The organism is Klebsiella sp. GL120222-02 (assembly GCF_003097195.1).
Lineage (GTDB): Bacteria > Pseudomonadota > Gammaproteobacteria > Enterobacterales > Enterobacteriaceae > Klebsiella > Klebsiella variicola.
In genome coordinates this window covers 272,390-287,198 of record NZ_QEQO01000004.1, presented here as the reverse complement: position 1 = coordinate 287,198, position 14,809 = coordinate 272,390, and the positions used below count along the sequence as shown (strand labels likewise).

Genomic DNA, 14,809 nt, shown 5'->3' with positions numbered 1-14,809 from the left:
TGCCCGTAAGGCATTACCTTGGGCCAGCAGACTGCTCGCCGCGTCGGGAGACGTAATCCCGATAGCCCTCGCCAACGTAAATCTGCCGTGGCCGGTAGATGGTCAGCGGCGCCTGGTGCATCTCGTTCCAGTGCGCCACCCAACCGACCGTCCGACCGACCGCGGTGACCACCGCAAACATCGACGAAGGCAGATTCATCGCCTTGAGGATCACCGCGGTATAGAAATCCACGCTCGGCGACAGGCCATTGTCCACAAAATAGGGGTCGGTCAGCGCCACGTCCTCAAGGGCCATCGCCACCTGCAGCAAACGGTCGGACATGCCTACCTCCGCCAGTACCCGATGGCTGGTTTCACGCAGGATCCCGGCGCGCGGATCGCGGTGACGGTAGCGCGAGTTGCCAAAACCCAGCCGGCGAAATGCCTGCGGATCGCGCTTCGCCTGGCGCAGAAACGCCGGAACCTGATCGACGCTTTCAATCTCCTCCAGCATTCGCATGCTCGATTCATTGGCGCCACCGTGCATTGGCCCCCACAGCGACGCCAGCCCGGCGGCGACGCAGGCGAATAAATTCGCCCCGGAGGAGCCCGCCGCACGCACCGTGGTGGTCGAGGCGCACTGCCCGTGATCGGCATGGAGCACCAGGATCTGGTTCATCGCCTGCTCGATGACCGGATTCAGAACATATTTCTCCGCCGGGATAGCAAACAGCATCTGCAGGAAATTTCCGGCATAGGAGAGATCGTTGCGCGGATACGCGGCGGGTTGTTCAATGGTGTACTTGTAGCTCATGGCGGCGATAGTGGGCATTTTCGACAGCAGCCGGGTGGCGGCCAGCGCCCGGTGCTGCGGATTTTCCACATCCAGGACATCATGATAGAACGCCGCCAGCGCCCCCACCAGGGCGCACATCAGCGCCATCGGGTGCGAATCGCGACGAAAGCCGCTGCACATGCGGGCTATCTGCTCGTGGACCAGAGTATGGCGGGTGATGGTCTCGCGAAAGGTTTGATAGCTGGCCTCATCCGGCGCGTCACCGTTCAGCATGATGTAGGCCACTTCGAGAAAATCGCACTGGCGAGCCAGCTGATCTACCGGATAGCCGCGGTGCAGCAGCACGCTGTTTTCTGTATCGATCCACGAGATCGCCGACTGGCATCCGGCGGTATTGGCGAAGCCGGGGTCATAGCTGCAGAATCCGGACTGATTTAGCCCGCGCATGTCGACTCCCACCGGCCCCCGCGTTCCCGGCACCTGCGGCAGGGCGATGGGCGGTTGTTGCCCGGCAAAAGAAAGCGTTAACGGTGTAGTGCTCATCCTGTTAGTCCCCCAGCAAGCTTATCAGCGACCTGAAGTCATTCTTCAGGCGGAAAGACCAACATAACCAATGTGATGCCGCTTATTCATTGATGTCATCACTATAACCCTGACAAAGAGGATATTTTGCTGGCCTTCACGGGGAAACAGGCCGTCTTTCCCCAGCCCACCGCCGGATAGCGGCACAAATCGCCAAGGATAAAGGCGATCATCGCTGTCAAAATTTACGCTGAGTAAAGAAAGGATGAAGAAGAGCTACCATGAATTTTGTGCTGTCGATGACCCTCATCTGCATTACCATCGCCTGGCTGATGATGAGCCTGCTGCCAGTGTAGATGCACCGCTAACCGCCACGCCAGTGGTCTGGATAACCCCTCCTTCAATTGATTTCCGCCGTAGTCTTCGCCTCTGAGGTTTCACAAGAGCCATATAAGAAGTACTGGTTGCATATCAGGCTGTTGCGTTTTCCCGCCGAGGGGTAGGCTAAAGGCCCACTGTTAAGGAGGTGATATGTCTGGACTGATCAATCCACATGCGGCCCCGGAAGAAGCAGCCTATGCGCTGCTGATTGAGCTCGTTCGCGCCCAGCGCGTGCCGCAATATGAAGGCGAAATTTCCGGCCTGCTGGCGATGTACGACGAAGCTGTTAAACACTTTAAAGAGAAAGAGACCGAGCGTTAGGCGTGGACATCGTGGTGCGAGGAAAGCGTGACGCCTGCGGAAGAGGCGCAGGCGTTGGCTGGATAGCAGCTTGCGTCATCAGCTGCCGCGGTAGGTAGAGTATCCGTACTGACTGAGCAGCAGCGGGATATGCAGTTTTTGATTTTGCTTTGTGACATTGAAAATAACCGGGACCACCGGGAAGAACGTATTCATGTTTTGGCTTTTAAAATAGTCACCGGTTTTAAACGTCACTTTATAAACCCCCGGCTCCATATTCTCCGCCTGCGGATAGAGCGATTTAATCCGCCCATCGGCATCCGTTTTACCGGTGGCGATATGCTGCCAGCTCTCCCCCTGCTGTTTATCCAGCTCAATCTGCACCCCCGGTGAAGGGAGCCCGGTTTGCTGATTAAGAATGTGTACGCTGAGCGTCCCCTCTGGCGCCGCCAGCGCGCTGAAGCTGAGCAGAGAAATTACGGAGGCGATAACTAATTTCATAATCGTGACCTTATTGGGCAAGTGAAAGTGCCCTAACTATAGTCAGCGCGGCGGGGAAAAAAATTAAACTTTTTGTTATCAGATTGCGGTTATTCGGCGGGGAAAGGCGCAACTGGATGTGCGCTGAAACAGGCCATAAACGGCCTTCTGCACAGGGAAAGTCGGCTAACAGATATGATCTTTTCATCTTGAAAAGCAGACCTTTTCCGGACGGCGGGTAACGAACGTCCGGGACCTGTCGCTGATGCTTATACCGTGAGCCGATCGTTGTCAGAAGAGGGATTGATTGTATATAGACTTTGGATAAATGTTTGACCAGGATGGGCTCATAGCTTGTCACTAATACGCTCAATTTTACAAGGACTAACCCGATGCCATTACCCGATCGTCTGCAACCAGCCAAAGTAAACCGCCAGAAACTGCAACAGCTAGCGGACATGGCCGAAGAGATACTGTCGCAAATTGATAATGGGGCCAAGGAAGAAGATGCCGGATTGAAAATGTTGATAGATAGCTGGAATAGTCAGGTCATTAACCCATATGCATTCTCTGATTTCCGGGACTTCTCTTCATGGACCAGTGCAAAAGACTTCACCCGGATGGCATTTAATCAAGAAAAATATGTGGCGGATTTAACCTGGGATGAGCTGATTCAGATCATCCAGTTTGTGTGTCAGGCCGAAGGTAAGGAATCTGAACAAAGCTACGCGCTGGGAGTGCTGGAGAAAAACTTTGATGCCAATCCATCCGACCTTATCTACTGGCCAGATGAATGGTTTCAGGATAAAGACATGCTTCATGTCGATTTGACGCCTGAAGAAATCGCCGGATACCTGATGGCAAAATCTGGCCGGCGGCTAAGCGATGCGCCGCAGATCGAGCTGAAGTATCCGATACCTTCAAATACGTAAGGTATATCAGCGCTCAGTTTGTAGATGTTGAAAGAATGGGATAGCGGCAAAATCACCGATCACCTGGATTTATATCAGGCGCCGCTACGCTTTCTCCTTGTCGGAGACTGGGCTTAAACTGCCGCTGGTGTGTTCCGCATCACGGCTTAGGCCAGCTACGTCCTGCTTCTGGTTATCACTGGTCATTTTGTCGCGGCTGACAATTAGGCTCCCCTGACCACGACCCGGCGCCGAAGGTGTAGCCCAGGCCACCACTGAGGCTGTTCTGCGTGTTGTCGTAGTGGTCATTGCACCGCAGGCTGGTTATCACCAGGCAGATAATGCGTCGCCTCCATTTTCTGAAATCCAGCAGAAGCAGGAAATCTGGGATCATTATTCATATCCCGCAACTTATTGCCTTGTGAAGGATTTGATTCAACCTGTTTCCAGAACGTTTGCTCATTCAAATCCCTCGGCGCTGTAAATTGTTTACCCGGCTTAGCCGTCGAGATCTTCTCCGCTGCTCTAATCAGTATTGTGTTATCAATAATACCGGCTGCTTTACCCACTAACGATAACGCTTTTTCTGCCGGGATTGACGTCAGCAGAGCCAGCGCGTAATCCTTCGCCTCTTCCGCTGTCAGCAACGCCATTACCGTATCCGAGCCCGGGTTATTACTCAGGATGGTTTTGATAATATCCGCGCTTTCCGGCAAGTCGCCGCGTACGATATCCTTTAACCCGGCCTGTACCTGCTCCGGCGAAAGATTGTTGTCCTGCGCATACTTCACCCAGGATGTGGCTGCCTGTCCGGTTTCCGTCATCCCTTTTGGCAGACTCAGCGAGTTAGTCTCAACAACAATCCCAACCACAAAGGCTGGGATCTTTTCGACATAGATTAAAATCCCTTTACTTTAAAAAGGCGGAATAATGCGAGTCCAATGCCTCCAATGCTTCCACCATAAAGTCCTAATTTTGCTCCGTGCAAAACATCTTGCCAAGTTGTATTAAAACCATCGCCAAGCAGCCACAGTAACAACGAAAAAAAAATCTTTCCGCATACAGATAATGCGATCATGAATAAAATCGTAGCAGCTAAGAGAAATAGAGACTGAACACATCTAACTCGGAGATCATTTTTCATTTTTATCTCCTATTTTTTTTATTACCTGTTCAGCTCCTTTACCGCCTCCCTCTGATATTACTGAAGCTCCAATATTACCCATATTGCCTGGAAGCTTACCAGGCAACATCTCCTTAGAGATCCCCAGTTGACCTTTAATTTCGGTATATTTCAGCAGGTCAGGATTAAACTTAGGATCCCAGCCGCCGGTTAGCCATTTACCAGCCGCATTTGTGCCTGAAGAGATTAGTTTGCCTCCCCAGTAACCGCCAGCAGAACCCAGACCATTAGTAATTGCTCCTGTTAAAGGATTGTCACCGTTGATCTGATTGGTTAGCGCGCCACCGGCTGCATTCCAGCCCACTGTTCCCCATAAGCCATTCCCTATGCTTGCAACGTTTATCCAGCCAGCAACAACAGAGTTACCTGTACTCTTCTGGCCGCTGTTGTCGACGCTCATCGACAACAAAAGTGGGCGCTCCGCTGTCGCCGTCAGGTTAACGATGGAGCCGCCAGGTTTTTCGCCCGGCTGGATTTCAATTTGCACAGGCGTCGCGCGCGTGCGGTTAATCTGCTCCATCCCCTGTTCGATATCACGCAGGTTAAGAATATGGCCTTCCAGCCCTGGAAACGCCATTGTTAACTCACGTTTAGCCGCCCCTTCCATGGTGATTTTTTCGAGCTTTCCTTCAAGAATAGTCAGATGTAATACCCCGGAACGTAAATCCTGCTCGGTCAGAAAAGCGCGGCTGGTAATATATCCCCGACTGATATACCAGTCGGAAATAATATTTACGAGTTTAGTAATACGCGCAATATCCATGCACTGCCCAAGCCAGGGCTGGACTATTTTTTGCTGCTGACGCGGATCAATAAGCGTCGCGCCATCTAACGCGATGCGATGGATAGAAAAACAGGGACCATCAGAGGCTTCAGCCTGCGCAGGCATCGCCGCGTGAAGGCTGGGCGTGGCGCGCTCCAGCGATTCACGTTGCTGCTGGTTCTGACGCAGTAATTGTTGCTGCTGTTGCTCAATGCTGTCGCGATCGGCTGGCGATAAAAAAGCGGCGTGGGTGGTCAGACTCAGCGTCATTAGTCCCAGAGCCAAATACAGAGATTTCATCCGTGTTCTCGTTATTACTTAACGTGCAGTGCAAAAACATATTCCATTATATGTTGCGCGGATTTAAGCATGAAACTTACGGTATGTGAACATGAAATAATGAATGAGGATCGTTTTGAGGATAATGACTTTTGCGCAGCAAAATAGACGGCAGGGGAAAATAACGAATGTATTAACACGTAGTTGAAATATGTTTTTCAACCGCAATAGCACAGCCAGGTTACAGGATAGGGAAAATGGTGTCCGGTACGAAAAAGCAGCAAGAGGATAAGAAGCTGATATTGAATGGCACGCCCTACAGGATTCGAACCTGTGACCTACGGCTTAGAAGGCCGTTGCTCTATCCAGCTGAGCTAAGGGCGCCCTGAGAAGCGAGTGCTTCGCGGAGTGAAACGCCTGGAATTATACGGTCCACGTCCGTTGAGTCAATCCATTTTGCCAGGAAACTGCGGGGCTTATACGATGCTGGCGAAATATCCCTCAGCAACTGTACAAGAAGCATACCACCGGAGCTCATGCGCGCGAAAATTCACTTAGTGGCCAGGCGCAACACACCAATGACCCTGGACTTAACAGGGTCAAAACAGGCTAAATTCACCGCATACAGGATAAAACAGCAAACGAGGACTGACAGCGAGGCCCGCTTCTGACAAAATATCCTCATCCCCCTTTCGTAAAGATACAGATGGAATCCTCTCTCTGATGGCAGCAAAAATTATTGACGGTAAAACGATTGCGCAGCAGGTACGCTCTGAGGTTGCGGAAAAAGTGAAGGCTCGCGTTGCGGCCGGAAAACGCGCCCCTGGGCTGGCCGTCGTGCTGGTCGGTAGCAACCCGGCCTCGCAGATTTATGTCGGCAGCAAGCGCAAAGCATGTGAAGAAGTGGGCTTCGTCTCCCGCTCTTACGATCTCCCGGAAACCACCAGCGAAGCCGAGCTGCTGGAGCTTATCGACACCCTGAATGCCGATAAGACCATCGACGGTATTCTGGTTCAGCTGCCCCTGCCGGCAGGGATCGACAACGTCAAAGTGCTCGAGCGCATCGCGCCGGATAAAGACGTCGACGGCTTCCATCCCTACAACGTTGGCCGCCTGTGCCAGCGGGCGCCGCGCCTGCGTCCGTGCACTCCGCGCGGTATCGTGACCTTGCTGGAACGCTACAATATCGACACCTACGGCCTCAATGCGGTGGTCATTGGCGCGTCCAATATCGTCGGTCGCCCGATGAGCATGGAGCTGCTGCTGGCCGGCTGCACCACCACCGTGACCCACCGCTTTACCAAAAACCTGCGCCATCACGTCGAAAACGCCGACCTGCTGATCGTTGCAGTAGGTAAACCGGGCTTTATTCCTGGCGAGTGGATTAAAGAAGGGGCGATTGTGGTCGATGTCGGCATTAACCGTCTGGAAAGCGGCAAAGTGGTCGGCGACGTGGTGTATGAAGACGCCGCCGAACGCGCATCCTACATCACCCCGGTTCCCGGCGGCGTTGGCCCGATGACCGTCGCCACCCTGATTCAGAACACGCTGCAGGCGTGCGAAGAGTATCACGACGTTGAGGAGGCCTGAGATGGCGACATTTTCCTTAGGTAAACACCCGCACGTTGAGCTGTGCGATCTGCTGAAGCTGGAAGGCTGGAGCGAAAGCGGCGCCCAGGCGAAAATCGCTATCGCTGACGGGCTGGTGAAAGTTGACGGCGCGGTGGAAACCCGCAAACGCTGCAAGATCGTCGCCGGTCAGACGGTGAGCTTTGAAGGCCAGAGCGTCACCGTCACGGCCTGACAACGAAAAGAAAAACGCCCGCTTTTGCGGGCGTTTTTTTATGGCTTACTTCCGGCGCCAGGTGGTGCCCTGCGGGCCATCTTCCAGCACAATGCCCATCTCGTTAAGACGGTCGCGCGCCGCATCCGCCGCCGCCCAGTCTTTCGCTTTACGCGCGTCCAGACGCTGCTGGATCAGCGATTCGATCTCCGCCACTTCCGCGTCGTCAACCTGCGCGCCGCTCTGCAGGAACGCCTCCGGCTCCTGCTCCAGCAGACCCAGCACCGCAGCAAGCTTACGCAGGTGGGCCGCCATGGCGTTCGCCGCGGCCGCGTCCTCGGTTTTCAGGCGGTTTACTTCACGCGCCATATCGAACAGCACCGAATAGGCTTCCGGGGTGTTGAAGTCGTCGTCCATTGCCTCGATAAAGCGTGCTTCGAAGGCTTCGCCACCCGCCGCGTCGACGGATTTGTCCGTCCCGCGCAGCGCGGTGTACAGACGCTCCAGCGCCGAACGCGCCTGCTTGAGGTTCTCTTCGCTGTAGTTCAGCTGGCTGCGATAGTGGCCGGACATCAGGAAGTAGCGAATCGTCTCCGCATCGTAATACTTCAGCACGTCGCGGACGGTAAAGAAGTTACCCAGCGATTTCGACATCTTCTCGCGGTCAACCATCACCATGCCGGAGTGCATCCAGTAGTTAACGTACTCGCCGTCATGGGCGCAGGTGGACTGGGCGATTTCGTTTTCATGATGCGGGAACATCAGATCCGAACCACCGCCGTGAATATCGAAGTGGTTGCCGAGCTGCTTGCAGTTCATCGCCGAGCACTCGATATGCCAGCCCGGACGACCCGCGCCCCACGGCGACGGCCAGCTTGGCTCGCCCTCTTTCGACATCTTCCACAGGACAAAGTCCATCGGATTCCGCTTGACGTCAACCACGTCGACGCGCGCCCCCGCCTGCAGTTGATCGAGATCCTGGCGTGACAGCAGACCGTAATTCGGGTCCGTCGGCACGTCAAACATCACGTCGCCGTTATCTGCGACGTAAGCATGGCCTTTAGCGATCAGCTGCTCGGTGATCTCAATGATCTCCGCGATATGGTGCGTTGCGCGCGGTTCGCTGTCGGGACGCAGAATATTCAGCGCGTCAAAATCTTTGTGCATTTCGGCAATCATGCGATCGACCAGCGCGACAAAGCTTTCGCCGTTTTCATTAGCGCGCTTAATGATTTTGTCGTCGATATCGGTGATATTGCGCACGTACTTCAGCTTATAGCCAAGAAAACGCAGATAGCGCGCCACGACATCAAAGGAGACGAAGGTACGGCCATGGCCGATATGACAGAGATCGTAAACGGTAATACCACACACGTACATGCCGACTTCCCCGGCATGGATAGGTTTAAATTCCTCTTTCTGGCGCGTCAGTGTATTAAAAATTTTTAACATCGAAGATTCCGTGTAGACGTGTGTGGGTAATGAAGTCTCTATAATACCCATAATTCAGACCGGACGCAGCACACATTGCAAGGTGCATCGACCCCCGCGGTTATGCTATAACACCCCCCTATATCTCACCCGACATCGGGTGCTGGCACCACACTCATCGGAACAGGATGCAAAAATGGTTACTTTCCACACCAATCATGGCGATATCGTAATCAAAACGTTTGACGACAAAGCGCCGGAAACAGTTAAAAACTTCCTGGACTACTGCCGCGAAGGTTTCTACGACAACACCATTTTCCACCGTGTTATCAACGGCTTTATGATTCAGGGCGGCGGTTTCGAACCGGGCATGAAACAAAAAGAGACCAAATCTCCGATTCAGAACGAAGCGAACAACGGCCTGAAAAACACCCGTGGTACGCTGGCAATGGCCCGTACTCAGGCGCCGCACTCCGCCACCGCCCAGTTCTTCATCAACGTGGCCGATAACGACTTCCTGAACTTCTCTGGCGAAAGCCTGCAGGGTTGGGGCTACTGCGTTTTCGCCGAAGTGGTTGAAGGCATGGACGTGGTAGACAAAATCAAAGCGGTTGCCACCGGCCGCAGCGGCATGCACCAGGATGTGCCGAAAGATGATGTGATCATCAAAAGCGTCACCGTCAGCGAGTAATTCGTGGCGACACTTTTTATTGCAGATTTGCACCTGCAAACAGAAGAACCGGCGATCACCGCCGGTTTTCTGCGTTTTTTACAGGGAGAAGCCCGCCAGGCGGACGCCCTGTATATCCTTGGCGATCTGTTTGAGGCGTGGATCGGCGATGACGATCCGAACCCGCTGCACCAACAAATTGCCTCGGCAATCAAAGCCGTCGTCGACGCCGGCGTGCCGTGCTACTTCATCCACGGCAACCGCGATTTTCTCGTCGGCCAGCGCTTTGCCCGCCAGAGCGGGATGCTCCTGCTCGCCGAAGAAGAGCGACTGGACCTCTATGGCCGTGAAGTGTTGATTATGCATGGCGACACGCTGTGCACCGATGACCCAGGCTATCTGGCGTTTCGCGCCAAAGTCCACACCCCGTGGATCCAGCGTCTGTTCCTGGCCCTGCCGCTGTTGATCCGCCGCCGCATCGCCGCCCGCATGCGCGCCGACAGCAAAGCCGCCAACAGCAGTAAATCAATGGACATTATGGATGTGAATCCACAGGCGGTAGTTGACGTCATGGAAAGACATCATGTGCAGTGGCTGATCCACGGCCATACCCATCGCCCGGCGGTCCATGAACTGCAGGCCAACGGCCAACCCGCATGGCGCGTGGTACTTGGCGCCTGGCACAGCGAAGGTTCGATGGTCAAGGTGACACCGGACGACGTCGAACTGATCCACTTTCCGTTCTAGTTCCTGCGCGAGCACAATTCCGAAACCGTCTTTTGCCCGGGTAAAGGTGCGCGCTTCCCCGCGTCCTGCATGCTAGTCTCCCACGACATCACTCTCAAGGAACGAGCATGAACAGAAAAAAGTGGAGTCAGCCGCTGATGTGGGGAACGATCATCGCGATCCTCAATCCGTTAGGGGTAAGTTATATCGCCTTAGTCGGCGTCGCTATTGGCAACACGCTGACGTTTGTCTGGTGTGCAATGCTGGCGTGGGCCATCTATTTCTATGCCATTTATTTGCTCTGTACCCGCCCTCACGATAGTCGGCTGGTACAAATCTATTTACTGGTGATGGGCACCCTGATGCTCCCTTGGGGGTTAGTGCTGCTCATCACCTGTATCATGAATGAGATAAAGGCCACTAAGCCGCGATCGACGTCATCACTGAACGAGACAAAAGACGGCTAACCATGCGCACGCAACCGTTTTCCTTGCTGGCAGTTCATGCTATTCTCTGTGGCCTCTAAAGCAGTGTGAAACACACCCACAGGAGTTTTAAGACGCATGTCTTCCCGCAATAATTCGGCGCGTATCGCCATCGTGATGGGGTCCAAAAGCGACTGGGCTACCATGCAATTTACCGCAGAAATCCTTGATGCCCTGAACGTTCCGTACCATGTCGAAGTGGTCTCCGCCCACCGCACGCCCGATAAGCTGTTCAGCTTCGCTGAAAGCGCCGAAAGCAATGGCTATCAGGTGATTATTGCAGGGGCAGGCGGCGCGGCGCATCTGCCGGGCATGATTGCGGCGAAAACCCTGGTGCCGGTGCTCGGCGTACCGGTTCAGAGCGCGGCCTTAAGCGGTGTCGACAGCCTCTACTCCATTGTGCAAATGCCGCGCGGCATTCCGGTCGGTACGCTGGCTATCGGCAAAGCTGGCGCAGCGAATGCTGGCCTGCTCGCCGCGCAGATCCTTGCCCAGCATGATGCCGAACTGCACCAGCGCCTGAGCGCCTGGCGTCAGGCACAAACCGATGAAGTGCTGGATAACCCGGATCCGCGGGGTGCGGCATGAAACAGGTATGCGTGCTCGGTAACGGTCAGTTAGGTCGCATGCTGCGCCAGGCCGGTGAGCCGCTGGGCATCGCCGTCTGGCCGGTGGGGCTGGAAGCCGACCCGGAAGCGGTGCCGTTCCAGCAGAGCGTCATCACGGCAGAAATTGAACGCTGGCCGGAAACCGCCCTCACCCGCGAGCTGGCCCGCCATCCGGCGTTCGTCAACCGCGATGTCTTCCCGATTATCGCCGACCGCCTGACGCAAAAGCAGCTGTTCGACAAGCTTGGCCTGGCCACTGCCCCGTGGCAGCTGCTGGCGGATAAAAGCGAATGGCCGGCGGTGTTTGCTCGTCTCGGCGAGCTGGCGATCGTTAAGCGTCGCGTCGGCGGCTACGACGGCCGCGGCCAGTGGCGCCTGCGCGCTGACGAAACCGCGCAACTCCCGGAGGATAACTACGGCGAGTGCATCGTCGAGCAGGGGATTAACTTCTCCGGCGAAGTGTCTCTGGTGGGCGCCCGCGCTCATGACGGTAGCACCGTCTTCTACCCGCTGACCCGCAACCTGCATCAGGACGGTATTCTGCGCGCCAGCGTGGCCTTCCCGCAGGCCAATGCCCGCCAGCAGGAACAAGCGGAAAGCATGCTGACGGCGATCATGAACGAGCTGAACTACGTCGGCGTGATGGCGATGGAGTGCTTCGTCACCGCCGAGGGGCTGCTGATCAACGAGCTGGCGCCGCGCGTGCACAACAGCGGCCACTGGACGCAAAATGGCGCCTCCATCAGCCAGTTTGAACTGCATCTGCGAGCGATTACCGACCTGCCGCTGCCGCCGCCGGTGGTCAACAGCCCGTCGGTAATGATCAACCTGATCGGCACCGATCTCAACTACGACTGGCTGAAGCTGCCGCTGGTGCACCTGCACTGGTACGATAAAGAGGTGCGTCCGGGTCGCAAAGTCGGGCACCTGAACCTCACCGACAGCGATACCGATCGCCTGAGCGCGACGCTGGAAGCGATCAAGCCGCTGCTGCCGCCGGAGTACACCAGCGGCCTGTTCTGGGCGCAATCGCAGCTCAGCTAAGCCCTGCGTGCCGGGGATTTGATCTATCCCCTTCCCCGGCACACCTTGAGGCGCGTACAATCCCCCCCTTGCTGTAAAGCCCATTTCTGTTTTGACTTCAGAGGATACCCCATGACCAATGGGACGGATTATCGCGCCATTCTCGCCAGCGATACGCCACTGATTGACGTACGCGCCCCGGTGGAGTTTAGCCAAAGCGCGATGCCGGCGGCGATCAACCTGCCGCTGATGAATGATGAAGAACGCGCCGCGGTCGGCACCTGCTACAAGCGTCAGGGGCCAGAGGCGGCGCTGGCGCTCGGCCATAAGCTGGTTGATGGCGACCTGCGCGCCAGCCGGATCCAGGCGTGGCTGGAAGCGTGCGCCCGTTACCCGCACGGTTACCTGTGCTGCGCCCGCGGCGGCCAGCGATCGCATATCGTCCAGCAGTGGCTGAAAGACGCTGGCGTGGAGTACCCCCTGATCGTCGGCGGCTATAAAGCGCTACGCCAGGCGGCGATCCAGGCCACCGACGAACTGGTACAGCGCCCGATTGTGCTGATTGGCGGCTGCACCGGCAATGGCAAAACTCAACTGGTCTGCTCGCGACCGGACGGTATCGATCTGGAAGGGCTTGCCCATCACCGCGGTTCTTCATTCGGTCGAACCCTGCAGGATCAGCACCCGCAGGCCACCTTTGAAAACCACCTGGCGGTCAGCCTGCTTAAAAAAGCCGAACAGCAGACCCGCTGGGTGCTGGAAGATGAAGGCCATATGATCGGTGCCAACCATCTGCCGGAGTGCCTGCGCCTCCGCATGGCGCAATCGCCGCTGGCGGTGGTGGAAGATCCATTTGACGTTCGCCTCGAACGGCTGCGCGAAGAGTATTTCGATCGCATGTATCGCGACTTTATCGCCGCGTATGGCGAAGAGAAAGGCTGGCAGGCATACGGCGAGTACCTCCATCACGGTCTGTTTGCCATCCGCCGTCGCCTGGGGCTGCAGCGTTTTGCTCAGTTGACTGAACGGCTCGATGAGGCGCTGGCGCAGCAGCAGCGCACCGCCAGCACCGAGGCGCACTTCGCCTGGCTGGTGCCGCTGCTGGAAGAATACTACGACCCGATGTATCGCTATCAGTTGGGGAAAAAAGCCGGGAAGATCCTGTTTCGCGGCAGCTGGCAGGAGGTCGCCGCCTGGCTGGCGAAGTAATCGCATGCGCTATTGTCCCGGCTTGCGGCGTAAACGCCTTAGCCGGGCTACTGGTCGGCGCGATTTATAGCCCCGGTAGCGCAGCGCGACCGGGGAGTTGTGACCGCTTAGAAGTCGTAGCGCAGACGCACCAGGTTCATATCCCCCAGGTTGTCGGTGCTGGAGGTAAACACGTGTTCGTAGTCAACGCGGAAACCGTAATCCAGCTGGAAGCTGATCCCCAGACCGTTATCGATACGCTGGTAGTTGCGGCCATTCACGTACTGCAGGCGGTCGCCCATAAAGTACGGCTGAATAGATTTAACAGCGTATTGATTGATCGGGAATTTATAGCCCGCAAAATATTCAATCCCCCAGGCGTCGCCGGCGAAGTAGTTATGCACATCGGTTTTTTTGGTGGTGAGGAAGTTCTGATACCAGCCGCCGCCGAAGGAGAAGGTCCAGTTATCCGGGGTCCAGCTCAGCGCGGTACCGACGATGTTCTGGTCATAGGTTTTGCTGTCGGCGCTTGACGGGTCGCGCATTTCGGCGCGGGTATAGTTCCACGCGGTACCCCAGGTCAGGTCCTTCATGATGTGGTAGTCCGCACCAACAGAACCGCCGCCTTTACGCTTGTAGCGCAGGCCGTTGCCAGGCAGATACTCACTATCTTCGAACAGATAAGAGCCGTATAGATCGACATCACCCACGGTTTTCTTATATTTCAGCATATTACGTGAACGATAGGAGCCATCGTAATCGCCGTTAATACCGTTTCCCGGGGCCTGGCCGATCATGTCGTAGTCCCAGATATCGGTTTTCACCCCCACCACATCATAGTAAATGCTGTTCTGCTGCCCGTAGGTTAACGTACCCCAGGTATCGCTTTTCAGGCCGGTATACAGCATGCGGCGGGTGGTATTGTTCGCGCCTTCCGCATAGTGGTTATCCCAGTCAAACAGCGCCGGAATGTTCACCCCCAGTTCGTAGTAGCTGATCCAGCTAATATCATCGAACAGGTAGTAATCCGCCGCGAAGCGGAAACGGGTGCCGCCGTCGAAACCATTACGCTTATAGGAGCCTTTATCGCCATCGCCGGTCATCATGTTGAACTGCGGACGAATACTCCCGCCGACGGTAAAGTTAAGCCGGCTTAACGGATCGCCCGCCTGCGGATCTTGTTTCAGCAGCGTGATCTCCGCGTGGGAAGCAAATGAAGCGAACACCAGTGTTGCGCCGATCGAGACCGCCAGCGCTTTTATTTTATGTGCCATAGTTTTTCCTTGATTAATAAGCAACCT

At 55.6% G+C, this 14,809-nt stretch carries 17 protein-coding genes, 1 tRNA gene and 1 pseudogene; 10 read left to right on the top strand and 9 right to left on the bottom strand.

From position 1 onward, the window contains the following. Window positions 1-13: 13 nt before the first annotated feature. Together N438_RS15305 and N438_RS28110 are read right to left on the bottom strand one after the other, a co-directional pair. Window positions 14-1,318, bottom strand: a complete 1,305-nt coding sequence (locus N438_RS15305; protein WP_023339736.1) for a citrate synthase — start codon at window positions 1,316-1,318, stop codon at window positions 14-16. A gap of 45 nt (window positions 1,319-1,363) precedes the next feature. Further along, window positions 1,364-1,504, bottom strand: a complete 141-nt coding sequence (locus N438_RS28110; protein WP_020804400.1) for a hypothetical protein — start codon at window positions 1,502-1,504, stop codon at window positions 1,364-1,366. Between the two features lie 324 nt (window positions 1,505-1,828). Between N438_RS28110 and N438_RS15300 the strand changes: the two genes are divergently transcribed. Next, window positions 1,829-1,999 carry a hypothetical protein gene (locus tag N438_RS15300; RefSeq protein WP_002892370.1) on the top strand — a complete coding sequence of 57 codons (171 nt, stop codon included), beginning with the start codon at window positions 1,829-1,831 and terminating at the stop codon, window positions 1,997-1,999. A gap of 78 nt (window positions 2,000-2,077) precedes the next feature. Here the strand turns inward: N438_RS15300 and uraH are convergent, their stop codons facing one another. After that, window positions 2,078-2,479 (bottom strand): hydroxyisourate hydrolase, encoded by a 402-nt coding sequence (gene uraH / locus N438_RS15295; RefSeq protein WP_008805473.1) that lies wholly within the window; start codon window positions 2,477-2,479, stop codon window positions 2,078-2,080. A gap of 371 nt (window positions 2,480-2,850) precedes the next feature. Between uraH and N438_RS15290 the strand changes: the two genes are divergently transcribed. Then, window positions 2,851-3,390, top strand: coding sequence for a hypothetical protein (locus N438_RS15290; RefSeq protein ID WP_012968793.1), 540 nt, complete (start codon window positions 2,851-2,853; stop codon window positions 3,388-3,390). A gap of 284 nt (window positions 3,391-3,674) precedes the next feature. Here N438_RS15290 and N438_RS15280 read toward each other — a convergent pair whose 3' ends face one another. The 4 genes and pseudogenes from N438_RS15280 to N438_RS15265 all read right to left on the bottom strand — a co-directional run bounded on the left by N438_RS15280 (window position 3,675) and on the right by N438_RS15265 (window position 5,978). Further along, the gene (locus N438_RS15280; protein WP_022065134.1) at window positions 3,675-4,241 is read right to left on the bottom strand and encodes a hemagglutinin repeat family protein; all 567 of its coding nucleotides are present in this window, start codon (window positions 4,239-4,241) and stop codon (window positions 3,675-3,677) included. 26 nt (window positions 4,242-4,267) lie between these two features. Next, window positions 4,268-4,513, bottom strand: a complete 246-nt coding sequence (locus tag N438_RS15275; protein WP_100040860.1) for a hypothetical protein — start codon at window positions 4,511-4,513, stop codon at window positions 4,268-4,270. Window positions 4,514-4,859: 346 nt separating this feature from the next. After that, window positions 4,860-5,585 (bottom strand): annotated as a pseudogene (locus N438_RS15270) (POTRA domain-containing protein); the annotation flags it as partial. Window positions 5,586-5,901: 316 nt separating this feature from the next. After that, window positions 5,902-5,978, bottom strand: a tRNA-Arg gene (locus N438_RS15265). 339 nt (window positions 5,979-6,317) lie between these two features. On the opposite strand from N438_RS15265, the gene folD reads away from it, so the two are divergent. Then, complete coding sequence (folD, locus tag N438_RS15255) at window positions 6,318-7,184, top strand: bifunctional methylenetetrahydrofolate dehydrogenase/methenyltetrahydrofolate cyclohydrolase FolD (RefSeq protein WP_004143017.1); 867 nt, start codon at window positions 6,318-6,320, stop codon at window positions 7,182-7,184. Between the two features lies 1 nt (window position 7,185). Beyond that, the gene (gene ybcJ, locus N438_RS15250) at window positions 7,186-7,398 is read left to right on the top strand and encodes a ribosome-associated protein YbcJ (protein WP_004143016.1); all 213 of its coding nucleotides are present in this window, start codon (window positions 7,186-7,188) and stop codon (window positions 7,396-7,398) included. 45 nt (window positions 7,399-7,443) lie between these two features. Here the strand turns inward: ybcJ and cysS are convergent, their stop codons facing one another. Further along, window positions 7,444-8,829, bottom strand: a complete 1,386-nt coding sequence (gene cysS, locus N438_RS15245) for a cysteine--tRNA ligase (protein WP_004143010.1) — start codon at window positions 8,827-8,829, stop codon at window positions 7,444-7,446. 175 nt (window positions 8,830-9,004) lie between these two features. Between cysS and ppiB the strand changes: the two genes are divergently transcribed. The 6 genes from ppiB (at window position 9,005) to mnmH (ending at window position 13,529) form a co-directional block, all read left to right on the top strand. Beyond that, window positions 9,005-9,499 carry a peptidylprolyl isomerase B gene (ppiB, locus tag N438_RS15240; RefSeq protein WP_008805471.1) on the top strand — a complete coding sequence of 165 codons (495 nt, stop codon included), beginning with the start codon at window positions 9,005-9,007 and terminating at the stop codon, window positions 9,497-9,499. A gap of 3 nt (window positions 9,500-9,502) precedes the next feature. Beyond that, window positions 9,503-10,225 (top strand): UDP-2,3-diacylglucosamine diphosphatase, encoded by a 723-nt coding sequence (lpxH, locus tag N438_RS15235; protein ID WP_032732630.1) that lies wholly within the window; start codon window positions 9,503-9,505, stop codon window positions 10,223-10,225. Window positions 10,226-10,332: 107 nt separating this feature from the next. Continuing rightward, window positions 10,333-10,671, top strand: coding sequence for a hypothetical protein (locus N438_RS15230; RefSeq protein ID WP_012968796.1), 339 nt, complete (start codon window positions 10,333-10,335; stop codon window positions 10,669-10,671). A 96-nt stretch (window positions 10,672-10,767) separates the two neighbouring features. Beyond that, window positions 10,768-11,277 (top strand): 5-(carboxyamino)imidazole ribonucleotide mutase, encoded by a 510-nt coding sequence (gene purE, locus N438_RS15220; RefSeq protein WP_004204711.1) that lies wholly within the window; start codon window positions 10,768-10,770, stop codon window positions 11,275-11,277. Next, a complete protein-coding gene (gene purK / locus N438_RS15215; protein ID WP_008805468.1) occupies window positions 11,274-12,341 on the top strand; it encodes a 5-(carboxyamino)imidazole ribonucleotide synthase in 1,068 nt (355 codons plus the stop codon). The genes purE and purK overlap by 4 nt, the downstream gene beginning before the upstream one ends. Before the next feature lie 111 nt (window positions 12,342-12,452). Further along, window positions 12,453-13,529, top strand: a complete 1,077-nt coding sequence (mnmH, locus tag N438_RS15210; RefSeq protein ID WP_008805467.1) for a tRNA 2-selenouridine(34) synthase MnmH — start codon at window positions 12,453-12,455, stop codon at window positions 13,527-13,529. Window positions 13,530-13,636: 107 nt separating this feature from the next. Here the strand turns inward: mnmH and N438_RS15205 are convergent, their stop codons facing one another. Next, window positions 13,637-14,782: a porin gene (locus N438_RS15205; RefSeq protein WP_012542652.1), complete on the bottom strand. Its 1,146-nt coding sequence runs from the start codon at window positions 14,780-14,782 to the stop codon at window positions 13,637-13,639. Between the last annotated feature and the right edge of the window lie 27 nt (window positions 14,783-14,809).

What these genes read in the sequence shown, in the direction of transcription:
- N438_RS15305 (WP_023339736.1), bottom strand. Translation starts at nt 1,318, where the DNA reads ATGAGCACTACACCGTTAACGCTTTCTTTTGCCGGGCAACAACCGCCC.
- N438_RS15300 (WP_002892370.1), top strand. Translation starts at nt 1,829, where the DNA reads ATGTCTGGACTGATCAATCCACATGCGGCCCCGGAAGAAGCAGCCTAT.
- uraH (WP_008805473.1), bottom strand. Translation starts at nt 2,479, where the DNA reads ATGAAATTAGTTATCGCCTCCGTAATTTCTCTGCTCAGCTTCAGCGCG.
- N438_RS15290 (WP_012968793.1), top strand. Translation starts at nt 2,851, where the DNA reads ATGCCATTACCCGATCGTCTGCAACCAGCCAAAGTAAACCGCCAGAAA.
- N438_RS15275 (WP_100040860.1), bottom strand. Translation starts at nt 4,513, where the DNA reads ATGAAAAATGATCTCCGAGTTAGATGTGTTCAGTCTCTATTTCTCTTA.
- folD (WP_004143017.1), top strand. Translation starts at nt 6,318, where the DNA reads ATGGCAGCAAAAATTATTGACGGTAAAACGATTGCGCAGCAGGTACGC.
- ybcJ (WP_004143016.1), top strand. Translation starts at nt 7,186, where the DNA reads ATGGCGACATTTTCCTTAGGTAAACACCCGCACGTTGAGCTGTGCGAT.
- cysS (WP_004143010.1), bottom strand. Translation starts at nt 8,829, where the DNA reads ATGTTAAAAATTTTTAATACACTGACGCGCCAGAAAGAGGAATTTAAA.
- ppiB (WP_008805471.1), top strand. Translation starts at nt 9,005, where the DNA reads ATGGTTACTTTCCACACCAATCATGGCGATATCGTAATCAAAACGTTT.
- N438_RS15230 (WP_012968796.1), top strand. Translation starts at nt 10,333, where the DNA reads ATGAACAGAAAAAAGTGGAGTCAGCCGCTGATGTGGGGAACGATCATC.
- purE (WP_004204711.1), top strand. Translation starts at nt 10,768, where the DNA reads ATGTCTTCCCGCAATAATTCGGCGCGTATCGCCATCGTGATGGGGTCC.
- purK (WP_008805468.1), top strand. Translation starts at nt 11,274, where the DNA reads ATGAAACAGGTATGCGTGCTCGGTAACGGTCAGTTAGGTCGCATGCTG.
- mnmH (WP_008805467.1), top strand. Translation starts at nt 12,453, where the DNA reads ATGACCAATGGGACGGATTATCGCGCCATTCTCGCCAGCGATACGCCA.
- N438_RS15205 (WP_012542652.1), bottom strand. Translation starts at nt 14,782, where the DNA reads ATGGCACATAAAATAAAAGCGCTGGCGGTCTCGATCGGCGCAACACTG.